This is a genomic window from Paenibacillus sp. FSL R5-0887 (assembly GCF_038002305.1).
GTDB lineage: Bacteria > Bacillota > Bacilli > Paenibacillales > Paenibacillaceae > Paenibacillus_AQ > Paenibacillus_AQ odorifer.
This window is the reverse complement of sequence record NZ_JBBOCE010000002.1, coordinates 2,269,891-2,288,426: the sequence shown is the minus strand read 5'-3', so window position 1 is coordinate 2,288,426 and position 18,536 is coordinate 2,269,891. Positions and strand designations below refer to the sequence as shown.

Sequence of the window (18,536 nt, the reverse complement as noted above, 5' to 3'; positions counted from 1 at the left end):
CCTTCTAGTTGCAAATATAAATTATAGGATGAAGCCGTATAATATAGTGGCGACGATAGCCATCGTCAGACCCACGAGACTTTCATAAGGAATCAGTGACATCCGGTCCTTAATGTTCATCTTAACGGAATCAGCGGTCACGTGGAAGAAGTTACCGTGTGGCAGATGGTCAATAACTGTAGCCCCGGTGTGCACCATAATTGCTGCATTTAGCGGCGCTGTGCCCATCGAAAGAATAGCGGGACCAAATGATCCGGCAGCCACGATAGAAGCCGTAGAGGTTGATGCTGTAGCAGCCGCCATCAGGATCCCTGCAATTGGCGCAAGGAACGTTCCGGAAATCCCCATAGCCGTTATTGCATCTACAACAGTAGCACTCAAATCCGATCTCGAGATAATACCAGCGATAGCACCAGCACCAATCAGGATAATGGCTGTACCTGTCATTTTATTTAACCCTGAGGTTGTAAAAGAAATGATGTTCTTCGTTTGTTTCATAGCAATCAATCCAATAATTCCGGCAAGAGGCAAGATGATCATAGAATCGACTTTAAATGATTTCAGCAATTCAATATTTAGAATATTTCCGATTGGGTTAATGGCTAGAAGTAAAATAGCGACAACTGGAGCGACGATGGCACGGCCAAAGCTAGGTTTAACCTTAGTACTGTCTTCCTCTTTAGTTACAACGTCGCCCTCTGCAATTTTCACACCTTTGTTGACCAGCAGATTAGCAATAATAACAGTGACAATCAGACCCGCAACGGCTGGGATGAATCCATGAATCATGACCTGAGCCAAATCTACATCAAAGCCTTTCGCTACGGCAATGGTGTTCGGGTTCGGTGAAATAATGTTACCGGCTTTACCGCCACCGACCAGTGCGAGCAGCAAAGCGGTTTTGGAAATGCCGATCTTCTTACCTACGGACAAAGCGATTGGAGCGACAATAATGATAGCGACTGTGATGAATACGCCTACCGCTGTAATAATCATAGTTGCCAGCGCTATAGATAATAACGCTTTCTTTTCGCCAAGCTTATCTACTATGGTCTCGGCCATTCGTTCGGCTGCCCCTGATTCAATCAATACCCCGGCCAGCACACCAGCTGCGAGAACACGTACAACTGCACCCATAACACTATTCGTTCCGTCGATGACATATTGTACTGTCTCTGCAATGGATGCCCCGCCTAATATTCCTCCGGCAATCGCGCCTAAAAAAAGTGCGTAGACCGGGTTAACCTTTTTGAAAATCAATACGACGGCCAGAATCAATCCCGCAATCGCGCCCATCCAGTTAATTACTGTGCCTTCCATCTCTAGTTGCCCCCTAGTATAAGAATTTGACACTATACAGTGTGTAATTTGATAACGCTTTCTAAACTGAGTATACTGCGCTTACAAACCCAATAATATTGACGGGACAACCTATTTTTTTGTGCATATGCACAAGCTCTGAGCATGAGAAAAAGACCAAGCTTAGGTTTCAGCACACCAGAGCTTGGTCTTTTAACATGAATTAGACGTATTAAGAAACTTGAGTTTCTTTCGTTAGAACAGGGGCAGCAGGATCTTCTGCCAGAACATTATCCTTTGTCTTGGAGAGGAAGATATTCAGCACAATCGCTGTAAGGGAACCGGATACGATACCGTTTTGCAGCAGCATCCGAGCGAATTCAGGCAATTGATCGAACATTGCAGGTACTGTTGCCGAACCCAATCCAACAGCGATACTACAAGCGGCAATCAGCAGATTACCATCCTTGCGCAGATCTACCTCTGACAGAATCGACATCCCGGAAACAGCAACCGATCCGAACATCACGATCATCGCTCCGCCCAGTACGGCATTGGGAATAACTGTTGTCAGAGCCGCCAATTTAGGCAGTAGTCCAAGCACAACCATAATCCCGCCGGCTGCAAAAATAACATTCCGAGTTTTGACCCGAGTCAGCGAGACCAGACCTACATTTTGCGAAAATGCTGTGTACGGAAATGCATTAAAGATCCCGCCCAGCATAATCGCCAAACCTTCCGAACGCAGCCCGTTTACGATCTGCTTTTGTTCCACTTTCTGATCCGTCACTTTACCAATCGCAAAGTAAACACCTGTGGACTCCACCATACTAACAATATTAACAATGATCATAGTGAAAATAGCCGTAAGATTGAACTGAGGCCATCCGAAGTAGAAAGGCTGTGCAACACTTACCCAAGAGGCTTCACCTACTGTAGAGAAACTAACAATGCCCATTCCATAAGCAATAATTGTACCCACTAAAAGACCTATCAAGACAGAGACCGAGCGAAGAAATCCTGTAGTAAAACGGTTAACCGCTAAAATGACCAGCAGCGTGATCAGTGCAAGCAACAAATTGCGGGGATTCCCAAAATCAGCGCTGCCTTCTCCGCCAGCTACGCTATTCATAGCTACAGGAATAAGAGATAACCCAATAATGGTCACGACTGAGCCCGTTACTATCGTTGGGAAAAACCTCAGTAGCTTCCCATAAAGGGGGGCCGCCAGTACCACGAATAAACCAGATAAAATAATTGCTCCGTACACCGTCGCCAAATTGTTGGCACTGCCGATAGCGATAATCGGCCCTACTGCCGTAAAGGTACATCCAAGAATAACCGGCAGCCTGCTGCCAAAATACTTAGTGCCCATAATCTGCAGCAAAGTAGCTAACCCGCAAGTAAACAAATCAGCTGCGATAAGATAGGCCATTTGGGTGGCATTCAGGTTCAGCGCGTTCCCTACGATCAGCGGAACAACAACTGCTCCGGCATACATCGCCAGTACATGCTGAAATCCTAACGCAAATACTTTTTTCTTGCTTAACATCTCGCACTCTCCTTGATTGGCTCTTTTGAACTTTCATTATCAATGAAGTGAATTTCACCTGGTGACATAGATGTAATCCGGGCTAAAGCATGGACTTCTATCCCTCTATCCTCGAGTAGACTCCGGCCTTCTTGGAAGCATTTTTCAATCACACAACCAACGCCAAGGAGTTCAGCGCCAGCCTCTTGCACGATATCAACCAGTCCAACAAGAGCAGCACCAGTAGCCAAAAAGTCATCTACAATAAGCACCTTATCGCTTGGTCCGATATATTTTTGCGAGACACTAACCATATAATCCTCTTTGCGTGTAAAAGAATGTACCGGCGCGGAATAGACCGCTTCAGATAAGGTCACTGCTTTCTTTTTCTTCGCATATACAAACGGTACGCCTAAGGCGATGGCCGTAGCCATGGCGAATTGAATGCCACTCGCTTCAATAGTGATGATCTTAGTGATAGGCAAATGTCCAAACAACCGCTTGAACTCCTGTCCAATTTGTAAGGCAAGCTCCGTATCCACCTGATGATTCAGAAATGAATCTACCTTTAGTACCGTTTCTGATAAAATAAGACCCTCTTGTCTGATGCGCTCTTGAAGTACCTTCATAGTAAACTTGATCTCTCCTTCTGAATTAAAAACAAAAAAAGGACAAATCCCTTGAGTCGTTTCTCTCAAGTGAATTTGTCCTTCTGGGTTTTTGTCCCTTAGTGGTGTAACACTGCATAGTGTCCGCATCGCTCGGTCCAGTCCTTCCATAGTCAGGAAGCGGAACCCTAGATGCGCTATTTCACTCATAGTCGGATAATTACATTGGTTATCCGGTAGAAACTTATGGGCCATATTCCCAAGATTATATGAGTTAACAAGCAAATATAAGGATAATGTATAATGTGAAACTTATATTTTTATAAATGTTCGATATGAATACCTTGTATATCTTACACGCTCTGTCTGGTGCTTACAAGCAAAATTTTAAGCAATTTGCATGCCATTTTCAGGTTATTTTCACGAAATTCAATTGTTTACATTTAGTAGTTGCTACTCCAATATCTTCTGCGCTGTTTCTTGGGTCGTTACAATTACATTCATATAGCCCCCATTTAGTGCCCCAAGGATCCCCGTTACCTTCTCAAGTGACTCCGCTACACCAATCGAATACCGTGCTTGCTTGATCTGCTCCAGCTCAATAGTCAGCGTTCGATCCGATATTCCGGTATGCACGGGAATCCCGTTGCCATCATAGAATCGTGAACAGATATCACCAGCGACCTTTCCATTCTCCAGCTCAGCAATCACTGCATCACCATAAAAACCGCGCCACGCCTCTTCCCCTTTCATTTCCGGCGATCCGATGCCGAACATAGCGATATCCAGATGGTCCCACGCCTTGGCAATGGTCTGATAATACTGCGAATTCATCAGTTGATCTCTAGTTTCCTTTTGCTCCGTGATCGCTGGAACATCAATCATTAACGAGCGCGCACCCCATTTTAGAGCAGCTTGATAACAGATGTTATTTACATGGTACCCGCTCTCCATCTTTCCTGATGGGCCGCCGACCGTAGGTACACAGGTTACAAATGGTCTCTGGGCTTGTGTTAGGCTTTCTACAACGCTAGCTAAGCTGCTTCCCCAAGAAAACCCAATCGTATCTTTCGGGAGAAGCACTTGCTCGAGCCATCTCGCACAGGCTTGTCCTATAGCTTTGCGTTTAATCGTGCTGGACTGTGCAGGATCTACCTCCACAACAATGGCTTCCCGTAGCCCGAACCGCTCCTTCAACTCCTGCTCCAATGTAAAATGATCGCCAGTATCGTAATTAATAGTTATTGTAACGATCCCTTCTTCACGTACCCTCTTTAGCATCCTGCTGATAGTGGTACGATATATACCAAGTTGGCTGGAGATTTCACTCTGCGTTAAATTCTGTTCATAATACATTTGTGCTATTTTAATAAGCAGCTTCTTATCTTCTTTTCGATCCATGTTACAACGCCCCCGCGTATTCAACAGTTTGACGGATTTAGACCCCCCCGCTATACTGTAGACGATTGTTTTGCACATTTATTATTATATTGCACAAATGTGCTTAATATCAAAACTTTTATGAAGATGAATGGTTCAGATGGAATCAAGGTATCTCTAAATAAAAACAAAAAATCAAACAAGTGAGGTGCTGGAAATGAACCCTTTAAAGTGGGCAATTGTCGGTCCAGGAAGTATAGCTGCCGAATTTGCGGCTGCGCTGAATGAAACGGGAGGAACGTTGTATGCGGTTGGGTCGCGAAGCTTGGAGAAAGCACAACAATTCGCTAATCAATATGGAGCCACGAAAGCTTATGGCAATTACAGTGAAATGCTGCAAGATCCTGCAATTGATGTAGTGTACATCTCTACGCCACATAGCAATCATTATGAATACATCATTGAAAGCTTACAGAATAACAAACATGTTCTCTGCGAAAAAGCAATCACGGTGAACAGCAAACAACTTCAAGAAGTCACCCGACTTGCCGCTGAAAAGGATCTGGTTGTGGCCGAAGCTATGACCATCTACCATATGCCACTGTATAAGAAACTGCGGCAGCTCATTGATGACGGCATCATCGGGCGCCTCAAAATGGTGCAGGTCTCCTTTGGCAGCCATAAAGAATATGATGTGAACAACCGTTTCTTCAGCAAAGATCTGGCGGGCGGAGCACTGCTGGATATTGGGACATATGCGCTGTCCTTCACAAGATTCTTCCTGTCCAAACAGCCCCATGAGATTCTTACTACGGTAAAACAATTCGAGACAGGAGTGGACGAGCAATCCGGTATTATTCTTAACAATGCGGCAGATGAAATGGCGGTAATCTCCCTTACAATGCGCTCCAAAATGCCTAAAAGGGGGGTGGTTGCAGGAGAACTCGGATTTATTACCGTAGACAATTTCCCGCGGGCCAGCAAAGCCACCATTCACTATTTGGATGGCACAGTAGAGACGATTGAAGCTGGAGATACAGCCAAAGCTTTGCAATACGAGATTGAAGATATGCAGCGGTATATTGCAGATAAAAGCCATAAAGAGACCCTCAACCTCTCCTTGGATGTCATGGACATTATGAGCAATGTCCGGGAGCAATGGGGGATCAAATATAGCTTTGAATAAATAAACCGTTTAGTAGGCAGCTAACTTAGGCAAATGATTGTTTTTCGAGATAGATCGCCCGTATTCATCACTTATTCCCCCCATCTGCATTAATGTTAATGAAGTCAAAGTATGGGAGAGTGAATATGGGTGGCCTATAAAAGAGACCGGATCGTTGTCATTATTCAAAAAGGAAAACGGCGCATAATTACAAGGACCCCACTCCACGGAGTGGACAGATTAGTCTTTGTCATCAACAATCAATATACGAACGCCCCCAACACTACACAAATTGCAAGCGGTGCAGGACGCAGCAGCGCAAGCGGCAATAATGCCGCCATTGCTTCTCCCTATACACGCCAACAACAAAGTGTCGGCGCAGGCGGCGATGCGACTAACCTAGGCAGTGGGGGCAACAAACGCGGCAAAGCTAAACCCCTCTTATTATATCCGTATCGCAAAGAAGTTGTGGTCGTTATCAATACCCAGACGGTTAAACTGCCTAAACGGAGCCAGAATGCCTCCGCAACTCAGGTAGCAAGCGGAGGCGGAACGTTCAGCACCGGTGGAACAAACTCCGCTATTGAAAGCCCAGGAACAAGACAGCAGCAGGCGGTTGGTGGAGGATCGGGTGGGCACGCCACTAACAAAGGCACAACTAAACGGCGCCACCTTAAACAACGGTCTCGTTAACCCTATTGGGACTATATAACAAGCATAGCAAAAAAGCATGGGCAAACCTGACGAGATCAGGGTGCCCATGCTTTTTGCGGTTTGGCGAGTTGCGCCATAGGTACTTTTTAGTACCTATAGCACTTTAAAGTACGTACTATACTTAATGGACAGATCTCTTCATAATAGCACTTACCGGCCGGTGATTAACACAGCGTAGGAGTGAAAGAAATGTCCTTAGATAAAAAAAGAAGCACCTTGGCGCTCTTAGCTCTAGCCATTAGTGCCTTTGCGATTGGTACCACTGAGTTTATCAGTGTGGGGCTACTGCCTTTAATCGCCACGGATCTGCATATACCGGTAACCACAGCCGGGTTGACCGTTACTTTATACGCTTTAGGAGTAACTTTTGGCGCACCCATCTTAACGTCGCTAACCACGTCGATATCGCGCAAAACCTTACTGCTAAGCATTATGATCGTCTTTATTATCGGCAATAGTCTTGCGGCGGCTGCGGACGGAATTACATTGCTGTTAATCGCGAGAGTAATTTCCGCTCTGGCCCATGGCTTGTTCATGTCGATTGCTTCGACTATTGCCGCCGATCTCGTGCCTGAGGATCGTAAGGCCAGTGCCATTGCCATCATGTTCACTGGACTTACAGTAGCTACTGTTACGGGCGTTCCACTAGGTACGTTCCTTGGCCAACAACTCGGCTGGCGTGCTGCATTTGTTGCTATTATTGCTATCGGGCTTATAGCACTCATCGGCAATCTGATCCTTGTTCCTTCATCCGGGCTGCGCAAAGGCACCCATACACCCCTTCGTGAGCAAGTTAAGCTGGTCACCAATGGGCGTTTACTGCTTGCCTTCGCAATTACGGCTTTGGGCTATGGGGGCACATTTGTAGTCTTTACTTATTTATCACCCCTTCTGCATGAGATCAGCGGCTTCAAAGAGAATACAGTCGCCGTAATCTTGCTTGTATACGGCATTGCGATTGCCATCGGGAACGTGATTGGAGGTAAAGCCGCCAACCGCAAACCGATGAATGCTCTATTCTATATGTTTGCAGTCCAAGCTGTCGTCTTATTTGTCTTAGCTTTTACCGCACCTTACAAGGTTGCCGCACTGATTACGATCTTCTTTATGGGACTGTTAGCTTTCATGAACGTGCCCGGCTTGCAAGTACATGTCGTTACGCTTGCAGATCGATATGCGCCAAGTGCACGAGATGTAGCTTCTGCATTAAATATTGCTGCTTTTAACGCTGGTATTGCCATTGGTGCGTACCTTGGCGGCATCGTCACAGATCATATGGGACTGATTCATACCACTTGGGTAGGTGCCATCATGGTTCTGTCCGCTGTATTACTAACGGCATGGAGCCGTGCTCTGGAGAAGAAAGATGAGGCTCCTCTCCAGACTAAAGCTGCTTAAAGAGCAGTCCATTAACAACCCAAACAAACTTTTAAATATCTTAGGAGGTTACTTTATTATGGCTCAACATCTACAGGATACAACTACATTACACAACGGTGTAAATATGCCTTGGCTAGGGCTTGGCGTATTTAAAGTGGAAGAAGGCGCAGAACTGATACAAGCGATCAAATCCGCTATTAGACACGGTTACCGCAGCATTGACACTGCCGCAATTTATGAGAATGAAACAGGCGTGGGACAAGCCATCCAAGAGGCTCTGCAAGAGAACAGCTTGTCCAGAGAAGAGCTTTTCGTAACCTCAAAGGTCTGGACCGCAGATATGGGCTACGAAGAAACCATTGCCGCCTACGAGACTAGCTTAGCTAAACTCGGACTTGAATACCTGGATCTGTACCTTATTCACTGGCCTGTAAAAGGAAAATATAAAGAGTCTTGGAGAGCGCTTGAAACGTTGTATAAAGAGGGCCGGGTAAAAGCCATTGGGGTCAGCAACTTCCAGATTCACCATCTTGAAGATGTACTGAAGGATGCTGAGATTAAGCCGATGGTCAATCAAGTTGAATTACATCCTTATTTGAATCAGCAAGAGCTGCTCGACTTCTGCAAAGAGCAAGGAATCCAATTAGAAGCTTGGTCTCCGTTAATGCAAGGTCAATTGTTCGATCAGCCTGTACTGAAACAAATTGCCGTCAAACATGACAAATCCGTCGCTCAGGTTATTGTCCGTTGGGACCTGCAACGGGGGATTATCACCATTCCTAAGTCTACTAAAGAACACCGGATCGTCGAAAATGTAGACGTGTTTGATTTCAAATTATCTGACGAGGATATGACTCTAATTAACTCTCTCAACCAAGATCAGCGGGTAGGTCCAGACCCAGATCATTTTGATTTCTAAGGGATTACGCACCTTGCACTAACACTATAAGCACCGGCAACACGAGAAACGAAGCAAGCGTCGTCCACAAAATACATTTGGATACCAGCTCCGGTGAGGCATTAAAACGCTCGGCTAGCACGACGGCGTTGACGGCAACTGGCATAGAAGCCAAAATCAGCAGCACAGAGAACAAGGTTCCGGTAATTTGCAGGATCGATAATCCGAGGTAAGCCACTAGCGGCGCTAAGATTAATCGAATCGAAAGCCCAGTCCAAAAAGTAGACTGACCCTTGCGTGCGGATGGCATGTTTCTCACTTTAACCATCTGTGCGCCAAGGATCGCCAGTACCACTGGTGAATATCCTCCAGCTACCAAGGCAACCCCTGTAGCCACCTCTGCAGGCAAATGCAGGCCAAAGATACGGAGAAGAAGGGCCAACAGAGCTGCGTAAATGGAAGGAAGTGAAAAGACCGATTTTACTGCATTTTTTACCGAGAACTGAGATCTTGCTGCAAAATAAACGCCTATCGTATTCACGATAATCATCTGTCCGATCACATATACAGAGGCCTTATCGAGACCAAGCTGTCCGAAAGCTAGCAACACCAGCGGAAGTCCATAATTCACGCTATTCGTAAACGTTGAAATCAAGGTCAGACCGGATACTTCGGATGGATCTAGCTTCAATAATTTGCCGACTATATTCGCAATCGCCCATAAGAAGATTAGATTTAGAAGCGAAAAGGCGAGCGTCTTATAAATATCATCCATGGATATCTCTGCAGTAGCCAATGTATTTAAAATAATTGCCGGCGTTAAAAAGTATAGATAAAGCGTCAATAACGGCTTCGTATCCAGATTCTTAAACCGCCCAAGTAGGGCACCCACGATCACAGGAATGGACAAAGGCATGATGACTTGGTATAACGTCGATAACACACTTTGGATCATGAATAGAACTCCTCTGCTGTAGGTTACTTCAAACTATAAGCGTAACAGCGCAGAACGTCTAAGATATGAAATCAATATATCTCATAGCCAAAACCTATCATACCAGCAAAAAAGCTCCCAACCCTTACAAAGGGTTGGGAGCTTTTCGGTATATTGTTACATCATTTTGATCTCAAGCAACTCATATTTAATGATGCCCATCGGTGCATTCACACTAACAATATCGCCGACCTTTTTACCCAGCAATTCCTTGCCTAGCGGGCTTTCATAGGAAATCTTGTTATTAAGAACATCTGCCTCAGCAGCTCCAACAATTCTATATTCGATCTTCTCCGAATATTCGATGTCATTCAGAATAACAATACAACCCATACTAACCTTTGACAGATCCATTTGGCTCTCATCCACGATCTTGGCTTTGGTCAACATTTTCTCCAGAATCATAATACGAGTCTCCATGAACGATTGATCGTCCTTGGCCGAATGGTACTCACTATTTTCCTTCAAGTCTCCATAGCTGATCGCCAATTTAAGCCGTGCGGCCAATTCCTTACGCCCTGCGCCTTTCAATTCCTTCAGCTCTTCCTCTAATTGAGCCAACCCTTCTTTGGTCAAGAACACTTCTTCATTAGACATGTATACAACTCCTATTTTGGATGCTTTATAATATTTTAACCGATATATCCCAAACTTGCGAAAGATCTTACAAGAAGAAACAACATTGTCGTCCTTAAAGGACGACAACCGTTTCTCATAGAAATATAAAGATACTTTAAAGTACAAATCATATAAATGCTTATATTTTAAAAAAATCCCTGCCACAATGGAACATTGGGCAAGGAGGTCAATGCTGCTTAATTATTCTGGCAAATGCTCTTTACAAAAAAGGAGTAACGCTTCTTCCTCGTCCTCTTCCATATCGAAATCGAGCAGTTGACCTGAAGTTGTCTCCTGTAGATCATAACTTACGATGCTGACTTGATCTTCATCCACCTTAATAATCGCTCTAGCGGATACTCCGTTCTCTACATACAGCTCATCATCCTCTGGAACGTCCAGTTGAACGACAAATTCATACCGTTTACCGGTTAGTATACCGAAAGGATCTTTTACATTCTCCACATTGTAGCCCGTAAATGTCAACATAACTCAATCAACCTCTTTTCCTAATACCTGCCACGTCATTGTATCACAAAAAGTAACATATTGTTGTCGAGGTAGTCCGTCAAGCCATGGCTTTGGATTTCTTGATTTGTTTGCTTCGCAGCTGTCCGCAGGCAGCATCAATATCCACACCATGCTCCAGACGAGTGCTTACGCTGACACCCTGCTTCTTCAAGGTATCAAAAAAGGCCCGCACCGTCTCCCGCTCGCTTCTTTGATATTGGCTGTGTTCATCCACCGGGTTATAAGGAATCAAATTCACATTGACGAGTGGGCGTCGATCGCCAATCAGCTCGGCCAGTTCAAGCGCATGCTCTCTGCCGTCGTTTACATCCTTCATCAGAATGTATTCCAGCGTAATTCTCCGCTTGGTTTTCTCCAAATAATAATCTATAGACTCCATTAGCTTCTCTATTGGAATGGCCTTGTTAATCTTCATGATCTGCGTCCGCAGTTCATTATTAGGGGCATGCAAAGAAACCGCCAGGTTCACCTGCGTATTCGCATCCGCAAATTCAACGATTTTGTTAGCCAATCCGCTCGTTGATACGGTAATCCCTCTACCTGCAATTGCTAGTCCCTTGTGATCTTTGACAATCGCCAGGAAATCGAGCAGGTTCTTGAAGTTATCGAATGGCTCGCCAATGCCCATCACTACGACGTGACTGACCTTTTGATCCAGGTTCGCCGCATCCAGATGCTGCTGGACCTTCATAATCTGCTCCACAATCTCTCCGCTGGAGAGATCCCGGCTCTTCGCCAATAGCCCACTTGCACAGAAGCTACAGCCGATATTGCAGCCCACTTGCGTGGTTACACATACAGACAAGCCGTATTTCTGTCTCATAAGCACGGTCTCGATCAGGTTGCCATCCTTTAGGCGGAACAGGAACTTAATCGTCCCATCCGCAGATTCCTGCTTCACATGTTCTTCCAAGGTATGAATGACAAAATTCTGCTCTAATAATTCTACACAATCTTTATTTACATCGAGCATTTCCGAAAAGTCTGTAATCCGCTTCCGATAAAGCCAATCCCAGACCTGCGTAGCCCGAAACTTTTTATGTCCACGTTCTAACAGCCATGCCGCCAGTTGATCAAAAGTTAATCCATAAATGGATTCTATATTCATTCGTTATCCTCTTTTCAAAACGTTAAAGTTCAGACCATCACTACTCATTGTCTCAAATTTTTTTTATTAAAACAAGGGGAGTTATTGGGTTGTGTCGAAGTTTACACCATTAAAGTCTGTTCTATGAACATGTATCTAAGGAGCGATGGAATCATATGGGTTCAACAAGAATAAAAGCAATCAGCCTCACCCTTCTAGCTGCCGTTCTAATCCTTGGCGGTTTTTTAGTGTATATTACTCTCACTGACTATAAACCACAGGAGATTACTACACTTACTGTAAACAATAATCCGCAGCAAGTAATGAAGCAGGGAGAGTCCTTTTCTGTAACCACCTTTAATATTGGCTACGCCGGGTTGGATAAAGGCCAAGATTTCTTTATGGATGGCGGAACAAAGTCACGCTCAAGCAGTAGGGAACAAACGAAGATAAACCTTGAGGCCGTAGCGTCCCTTATGACAGTTACAGACTCGGACCTGTTCATGCTGCAGGAGGTCGACATCGATTCTTCCCGTAGCAACGGTATAGATGAAGTCTCTTACTTGTCGAATAAGTTCGCTGATTACAGCAATGTTTTCGCGACCAACTACAAGGTACCTTGGGTACCGCTTCCTGTTCTTGATCCGATGGGCTCGGTGAACAGCGGTTTATTAACTTTATCCCGTTTTAACAGCACAAGTAATATTAGATATGATCTCCCGGGCAAAGAAACCTGGCCTCGCCAACAATTTGATCTCGACCGTGCTTTTGTGGAGAGCAGGTTCCCCGTTGATAATGGAAAAGAACTGATTCTAGTCAATCTTCATTTATCAGCCTTTGACCAAGGCGGAACGATTCGCAAACAGCAATTGGAGTATTTATCGGCTTATATCAAGAAGGAGAATGACAAAGGGAATTACCTCATCTTAGGGGGAGATTGGAACCATTCCCTTCCGGGTACAGCTCCTGATGCTTTCGAGACAACGCAGGATTGGCCGCAATGGCTGCAGGAATTCCCTGAACATTTTCAACAGGGCTTTCAGTGGGCTGTAGATGCCAAGGTACCCTCCGTCCGGACGCTCGATGTTGCCTATTCAGAAGGTGTGAATTTCCGCGCAGTGATTGATGGCTTCCTAGTCTCACCAAACGTCAGCATAAGCGGCGTACAGGGTCATGAGTTATCCTTCGAACACAGTGATCACAACCCTGTAACAGCCACTTTTATTCTGCAATAACATGGATTCTCTGATTCTATTTAAAAACAACAAATTTCAGGTTTTTCTCTTGGAAATACTTAATGATAGCAGGCAAAGCTTCTACAGTAATCTTCTTTTCGTGAAATAGATAGACTCCGCCGGACGGATCGGCATGATGAACATATTGAAGAATATCCTCTGGGTTCTTGACGTTCCAATCCTCGGGATCACGATTCCACAATAATACCTTCATCTGCTGTTCCGTCACCTTGGCGGTTAACTTGTCATTGATCGCCCCATATGGCGGCCGAAAAATAGTAATCGGTGATTGTGTAATTTCCTCCAGCGCCTGATTAGTCTTCGCCAAGTTAATCCGGTTCTCCTCAACGCCATTAGCAGTCATTTTGCTATGATCCCACGAATGACTCCCAACCGACATCTTATGCTCATTAGCATACCTAACGGCTTCCGCATTATGAGCTACCTTATTCCCAATGAATAAAAAGGTGGCAGCCACCTTATGTTCTACTAGAATATCTACGATCTCTTTCGTATACTTTGACGGTCCATCATCAAATGACAAGGCAACATAACCCTTCGGCAAACTATACAAAAATTCATTCTCAGGTAATTCATACTTTTCGTACGGTAATGTCTGTTCTTGAGGAGGGACTGAAGGTTCTGGTGTAGGCTCGGCTTGCTGGTTATGAACCGATATCGTCTGCGCAAGGGTAACGAACGGTACCGAAAGTAATGGCTCAGAGTCGGCCTCTAATACGGGTTCGTCCAGCGCTTCAGCACTATCTACGAGTTGTCCATCCATTCGCAGAGGTAACACAAATATCAAACAAGCGAACATGAGACACAGCAGTGCAACCAGTCCAATTCGTTTGGTCTTCATTCTGCTTATCCTATGCCCTGGTTCTGTAGAGGGAAGCATGGTCTGAACTACCCTCTCCTCTTCTACTTGAGGATAGTCCTGCTGCTTTAATTGAAGAAGTTGGGTTACATAATTTTCAGAACAGGCAAAATACAATGTTTCGCTGTAAGCTCTGTTCATTATAATCAGCGTGCTGTAGTAACTATTCCGAAACGGATCCCACTTCGGATACAGCGACAATCTCATTCTCCCTCCGGAAAAGGGACCTAGCGCCTTCAATTGTTCGTATGTAAATTCATCTATGGTGAGCTTGCTTCTTGCGTACCCAACATTACGGGTTAGACCTACCTCAATCTGATAACCGGCCTGTTCATGCTCAAGCGACAGTAACTCAATCATTAGAATGGTGTCCGGTTCCTTAGATGCCATGAATCCTATGTATCTCCGTTTCCATCGTTTCGCTCCGTCAGACTACTGCCACTCCCAAAAGGAACCGTCATCCGATTGGTGAAATCGCTGATCATACCCGAGAGATACGCCTTTTCTTGGCGAATCGTATCGTACTTTTGTTTTAGATGTGCATTCTCAATCTCAACCCGTCCGATTTTCTCTTCCAGATCATTCATCTTTTTGAGTTTCTCTGCATGGGCTTCGTTATGTTTTTGAATCAGATTTACATATTTTTGCTGCTCCAGCTCAATGGTACTCTTCAATTCCTCAATCTCAGCTGTGAGCGTAGTTTGAAGCTCCCGGTAATCCTCCAGCACTTGATCGACCTTCAAATTTCTCTCAATCAACTTATGCTCAAGCTCGCGGACATTCTTTTCTCTTTCCTCAATAACCTTATTGAGGTTCTTCATATCCCGGTTTAAGCGCTCCACATGACTGCTGGAATGGGTTAACCGATCCTGAAGCTCATTAATATTGGTCTCCGCATGTTGTCTGGCCTGAATAATCTGCTCCACGGAGAAGATCAAATCGAGTGATTTTTTATCAAGCTGAGCTTTGCCTGTAGTAACCAATCCAGCTAAAGTCTCGTCCGAGGTCTTTTCTTCTATTTCTTCGACCTGTTCATCTAATAATTGTACCTTTTGAACCATATCCGACTTGGATTGCTTATCCACTGAATCTTTCTTTTTAAAAAAGGGGGAAATCATCGATTTTATCACCTCAATTATAAAAAAATGTCAAAAAATGTCGAGTGCCCACGAGTCTATTATAGTTTACTTATCTTGTATGTAAGTGAGCCTTTATATCTAACTTTCTGAAATGCACCTAAAGACCTATTCTCTTCTGCAAAATAAAAAAAGCACCCCTTCGGGTGCTTTGATTTCAATTGAATTTATCGGGAAATTGTTTGATCAATCCCTCGGTTAAGATATCTGCGAACATGATCATATGCTCCAGCCCTTTATCAAATGCGGCAATTTCGGCATCCCAATCCTTTTTAACTCTAGCTGTCACGTCATCAGTAATCAATTCCAGATGTTCATGAAGCATTTCCTTTAATTGTTCATAAGAATATTTGGGGTTCTGGCTACTAAGAAACTTGGCAATGTCATCAGCGTTGGCATACCACTCTTTATTGTATTTTTCCACATCGGCCTGATTTCCAGCCTTTACAGCACCTAGAACTTTTCCGGCAATAAGAATATGCTCCCGCAATAATTGAGCCAGCTTATCTCCAACTGCCTCACCGTAATACGGTTTAAAGACATCCCCTATGTCCTGTTGATTCTGTAACAGCCTTGCCAGTACCTTATCCTTGTCCTCAGAATCTGCAAAGGCGCTAACAATGTAGTTCTTTGTCCATACCACATGATCGATCCATAACTTCCTAAGATTATCCTTAAGCTCAATTACGGAGGGGGTTAAGCATTGCTTGTGGGAGCTCTTTTTCTCTTTAGCTGCTGCAGCATCGGCAATTGTAGGTGTAACACTTACAACCAGAAACATACACAATAAGGTTAGCTTCAACATCAAATACTTATTTTTCAATATGACCTATCTCCTTGTGAACAGTGATGGATTTGAATATCTTGTATATTGTGCACCTTTACTTCCATTTCATTCGCAACTATTCTCAGAACACAAAAAAGCACCATCACGTGGACGGTGCCTGGGTCTTACTTTTATCTAAACATCACTTTATCTACGTTGTATTTAGATTTCAGTTCATTAATGATATAGGTTTCGTAGATCTCTCTATGAACTGGACTTTCGATCAAACACACATCAATTCTGGTGACCTCGTCCCGATGTTGCTTGATGTCAGATACGGTGTCTTCAAAATGTTTTTTAATTCTTGGTCTTAGCTTTCTCGCTTTACCTACAAACAACAACTCATCCTGATCATTGTAGAACATAAAGATACCGCCGTAATCTCTCGGAATCAGGTGAAAGTCCGTAAATCCGTAAATATTGCTTAACTGCGGGTTAATTTGTTTAGTAATACTAACATCCGCTTTTGGAATCGTTATGTTGATCATTAGCTCACGTCCTCTTTCTATATAGGAGTAAATAGTATCATAAATCGCTAAGTAAGACCATTCAATCTGGCGCAGTCAAATAAATACAATAAAAGCAAGTTCGATTGATCTAATGGAAATATTACTAAAAATTATGGCATTATTCAAAACCTTCCTGCCCAAGGGTTGCGGTCTTAGACAGTAGAGGATTATAAATAAAATAGAGGCGTTTGCATCATGATATATAGATATTTGTCATCTAGGAGGATTTGATTCATGGCAGTAACAGACCGGCAAAAAATAGTAGATAGCGTCCCGCAAAAGGGTTTCTTCGGACATCCTAAGGGACTTTTCACCCTTTTTTTCACAGAATTTTGGGAGCGTTTCTCTTATTATGGCATGCGAGCTATCCTTGTCTACTACATGTATTATGAAGTGAGCCAAGGCGGTCTCGGATTACCTGAAGATATGGCACTTTCTATTATGTCTATCTATGGATCGCTTGTATATATGTCAGGGATCATCGGAGGCTGGCTTGCGGATCGGCTTCTCGGGACTTCGAGGGCTGTTTTCTACGGCGGCGTTTTAATCATGTTCGGGCATATACTACTGGCTATTCCAGGCAATACCACATTGTTTTTTGCTTCGATGGTTTTAATCGTACTCGGAACGGGTCTACTGAAACCCAATGTTTCAAGTATTGTCGGCGAAATTTATAGCGAGCAGGATAACCGCCGTGACGCTGCCTTCAGCATTTTTTATATGGGTATTAACCTGGGAGGATTTCTCTCCCCACTAATTGTTGGCGCAGTAGGCATGAATAATTTCCATCTAGGTTTCTCGATTGCCGCAGTCGGAATGTTTGTTGGACTAGTCGTTTATATTATGACTCGCACAAAAAATCTGGGTTTGGCCGGTACGATTGTACACAACCCTATTCCTGCAGATCAGAAGAAAAAGATCTTTACTTGGATTGGTGTAGGATTAGTTGTACTTGCGATTTTGATTACGATCGGCATTCTTACCGGAGTGCTTACCTTTGAAACATTAATAAAAATAGTAGGGGTATTAGGCTTACTTATTCCTACGATGTATTTCATTATGATGTACCGCAGTCCCAAAACAACAGCCGTTGAACGGTCAAGAATTCTCGCATACATTCCTTTATTTATCGCATCGATTATGTTCTGGGCGATTCAAGAGCAGACTTCCACAGTTCTAGCTAGTTTTGCTGATAAACGGACCCAATTGGATTTTGCAGGCTTACACATTTCTCCTGCTTGGTTCCAATCGCTTAACCCGCTGTTTATTATCACTCTTGCACCTATATTTGCCTGGTTGTGGTTAAAGCTCGGTAACCGTCAACCCTCGATTCCGCAAAAGTTCTCGCTTGGTTTATTGTTTGCCGGTTTATCCTTCTTGGTGATTCTAGTACCTGCTTATTTCGGTGGAGCTAATTCACTTGTGAATCCATTATGGCTGGTACTCAGCTATTTTATCATCGTAATCGGGGAGTTATGCTTGTCCCCTGTGGGCTTATCAGCAACGACCAAACTGGCACCGGCGGCTTTTACCGCTCAAATGATGAGTATGTGGTTCTTATCGAATGCCGCTGCTCAAGCAATTAATGCTCAAATTGTGAAGTTCTATACCCCGGATACCGAAATGATGTACTTTGGAGTAATTGGTGGAGTGGCCCTTATCCTTGCGCTTATCCTCTTCCTATTCTCTTCCAAAATTCAGAATTTCATGAAAGGGATACATTAAAGACACCCAAAGGCTGCCCG

At 44.1% G+C, this 18,536-nt stretch carries 18 protein-coding genes and 1 riboswitch; of the genes, 6 read left to right on the top strand and 12 right to left on the bottom strand.

All coding sequences use genetic code 11. From position 1 onward, the window contains the following. Positions 1 to 21: 21 nt before the first annotated feature. From MKY14_RS27985 to MKY14_RS27970, 4 genes are all read right to left on the bottom strand, one after another. Positions 22 to 1,320, bottom strand: a complete 1,299-nt coding sequence (locus MKY14_RS27985; protein ID WP_076301497.1) for a GntP family permease — start codon at positions 1,318 to 1,320, stop codon at positions 22 to 24. Positions 1,321 to 1,531: 211 nt separating this feature from the next. Continuing rightward, positions 1,532 to 2,851 (bottom strand): nucleobase:cation symporter-2 family protein, encoded by a 1,320-nt coding sequence (locus MKY14_RS27980; RefSeq protein ID WP_036682206.1) that lies wholly within the window; start codon positions 2,849 to 2,851, stop codon positions 1,532 to 1,534. Next, the gene (locus tag MKY14_RS27975) at positions 2,845 to 3,459 is read right to left on the bottom strand and encodes a xanthine phosphoribosyltransferase (protein WP_076301573.1); all 615 of its coding nucleotides are present in this window, start codon (positions 3,457 to 3,459) and stop codon (positions 2,845 to 2,847) included. The genes MKY14_RS27980 and MKY14_RS27975 overlap by 7 nt, the downstream gene beginning before the upstream one ends. Positions 3,460 to 3,627: 168 nt before the next feature. Further along, positions 3,628 to 3,731, bottom strand: a riboswitch (purine riboswitch). Between the two features lie 160 nt (positions 3,732 to 3,891). Beyond that, the gene (locus MKY14_RS27970; protein WP_076301498.1) at positions 3,892 to 4,839 is read right to left on the bottom strand and encodes a sugar-binding transcriptional regulator; all 948 of its coding nucleotides are present in this window, start codon (positions 4,837 to 4,839) and stop codon (positions 3,892 to 3,894) included. Between the two features lie 196 nt (positions 4,840 to 5,035). Between MKY14_RS27970 and MKY14_RS27965 the strand changes: the two genes are divergently transcribed. The 4 genes from MKY14_RS27965 to MKY14_RS27950 all read left to right on the top strand — a co-directional run bounded on the left by MKY14_RS27965 (position 5,036) and on the right by MKY14_RS27950 (position 8,996). Further along, entirely contained in the window at positions 5,036 to 6,004 is a 969-nt protein-coding gene (locus tag MKY14_RS27965; RefSeq protein WP_340977827.1) for a Gfo/Idh/MocA family protein, read from the top strand. A gap of 129 nt (positions 6,005 to 6,133) precedes the next feature. Beyond that, positions 6,134 to 6,676, top strand: coding sequence for a hypothetical protein (locus MKY14_RS27960; protein ID WP_081388203.1), 543 nt, complete (start codon positions 6,134 to 6,136; stop codon positions 6,674 to 6,676). A 210-nt stretch (positions 6,677 to 6,886) separates the two neighbouring features. Further along, complete coding sequence (locus tag MKY14_RS27955) at positions 6,887 to 8,095, top strand: MFS transporter (protein ID WP_076105088.1); 1,209 nt, start codon at positions 6,887 to 6,889, stop codon at positions 8,093 to 8,095. Positions 8,096 to 8,153: 58 nt separating this feature from the next. Next, positions 8,154 to 8,996 carry an aldo/keto reductase gene (locus MKY14_RS27950; protein WP_076124112.1) on the top strand — a complete coding sequence of 281 codons (843 nt, stop codon included), beginning with the start codon at positions 8,154 to 8,156 and terminating at the stop codon, positions 8,994 to 8,996. A gap of 4 nt (positions 8,997 to 9,000) precedes the next feature. On the opposite strand, the gene MKY14_RS27945 is transcribed toward MKY14_RS27950, so the two are convergent. The 4 genes from MKY14_RS27945 to rlmN form a co-directional block, all read right to left on the bottom strand. Further along, entirely contained in the window at positions 9,001 to 9,930 is a 930-nt protein-coding gene (locus MKY14_RS27945; RefSeq protein WP_339245439.1) for an AEC family transporter, read from the bottom strand. A gap of 156 nt (positions 9,931 to 10,086) precedes the next feature. Continuing rightward, positions 10,087 to 10,566: a transcription elongation factor GreA gene (greA, locus tag MKY14_RS27940; protein WP_036682220.1), complete on the bottom strand. Its 480-nt coding sequence runs from the start codon at positions 10,564 to 10,566 to the stop codon at positions 10,087 to 10,089. 222 nt (positions 10,567 to 10,788) lie between these two features. Beyond that, complete coding sequence (locus MKY14_RS27935) at positions 10,789 to 11,076, bottom strand: DUF6509 family protein (RefSeq protein WP_036682221.1); 288 nt, start codon at positions 11,074 to 11,076, stop codon at positions 10,789 to 10,791. A gap of 79 nt (positions 11,077 to 11,155) precedes the next feature. Then, on the bottom strand, positions 11,156 to 12,226 hold the full coding sequence (gene rlmN, locus MKY14_RS27930) for a 23S rRNA (adenine(2503)-C(2))-methyltransferase RlmN (protein ID WP_036682223.1): 1,071 nt from the start codon (positions 12,224 to 12,226) through the stop codon (positions 11,156 to 11,158). A gap of 155 nt (positions 12,227 to 12,381) precedes the next feature. Here rlmN and MKY14_RS27925 point away from each other — a divergent pair, with 155 nt between their 5' ends. After that, entirely contained in the window at positions 12,382 to 13,440 is a 1,059-nt protein-coding gene (locus MKY14_RS27925) for an endonuclease/exonuclease/phosphatase family protein (protein ID WP_076191625.1), read from the top strand. 16 nt (positions 13,441 to 13,456) lie between these two features. Here MKY14_RS27925 and MKY14_RS27920 read toward each other — a convergent pair whose 3' ends face one another. From MKY14_RS27920 to MKY14_RS27905, 4 genes are all read right to left on the bottom strand, one after another. Continuing rightward, on the bottom strand, positions 13,457 to 14,710 hold the full coding sequence (locus MKY14_RS27920; RefSeq protein WP_339245442.1) for a polysaccharide deacetylase family protein: 1,254 nt from the start codon (positions 14,708 to 14,710) through the stop codon (positions 13,457 to 13,459). A 5-nt stretch (positions 14,711 to 14,715) separates the two neighbouring features. Continuing rightward, positions 14,716 to 15,438, bottom strand: coding sequence for a hypothetical protein (locus tag MKY14_RS27915; RefSeq protein ID WP_339245445.1), 723 nt, complete (start codon positions 15,436 to 15,438; stop codon positions 14,716 to 14,718). Between the two features lie 175 nt (positions 15,439 to 15,613). Beyond that, the gene (locus MKY14_RS27910) at positions 15,614 to 16,279 is read right to left on the bottom strand and encodes a glycosyltransferase (protein ID WP_175617270.1); all 666 of its coding nucleotides are present in this window, start codon (positions 16,277 to 16,279) and stop codon (positions 15,614 to 15,616) included. Between the two features lie 134 nt (positions 16,280 to 16,413). Continuing rightward, positions 16,414 to 16,770, bottom strand: a complete 357-nt coding sequence (locus MKY14_RS27905) for a nucleotide excision repair endonuclease (protein WP_036682230.1) — start codon at positions 16,768 to 16,770, stop codon at positions 16,414 to 16,416. 255 nt (positions 16,771 to 17,025) lie between these two features. On the opposite strand from MKY14_RS27905, the gene MKY14_RS27900 reads away from it, so the two are divergent. Next, entirely contained in the window at positions 17,026 to 18,516 is a 1,491-nt protein-coding gene (locus MKY14_RS27900) for a peptide MFS transporter (protein ID WP_076124120.1), read from the top strand. Positions 18,517 to 18,536: the final 20 nt, after the last annotated feature.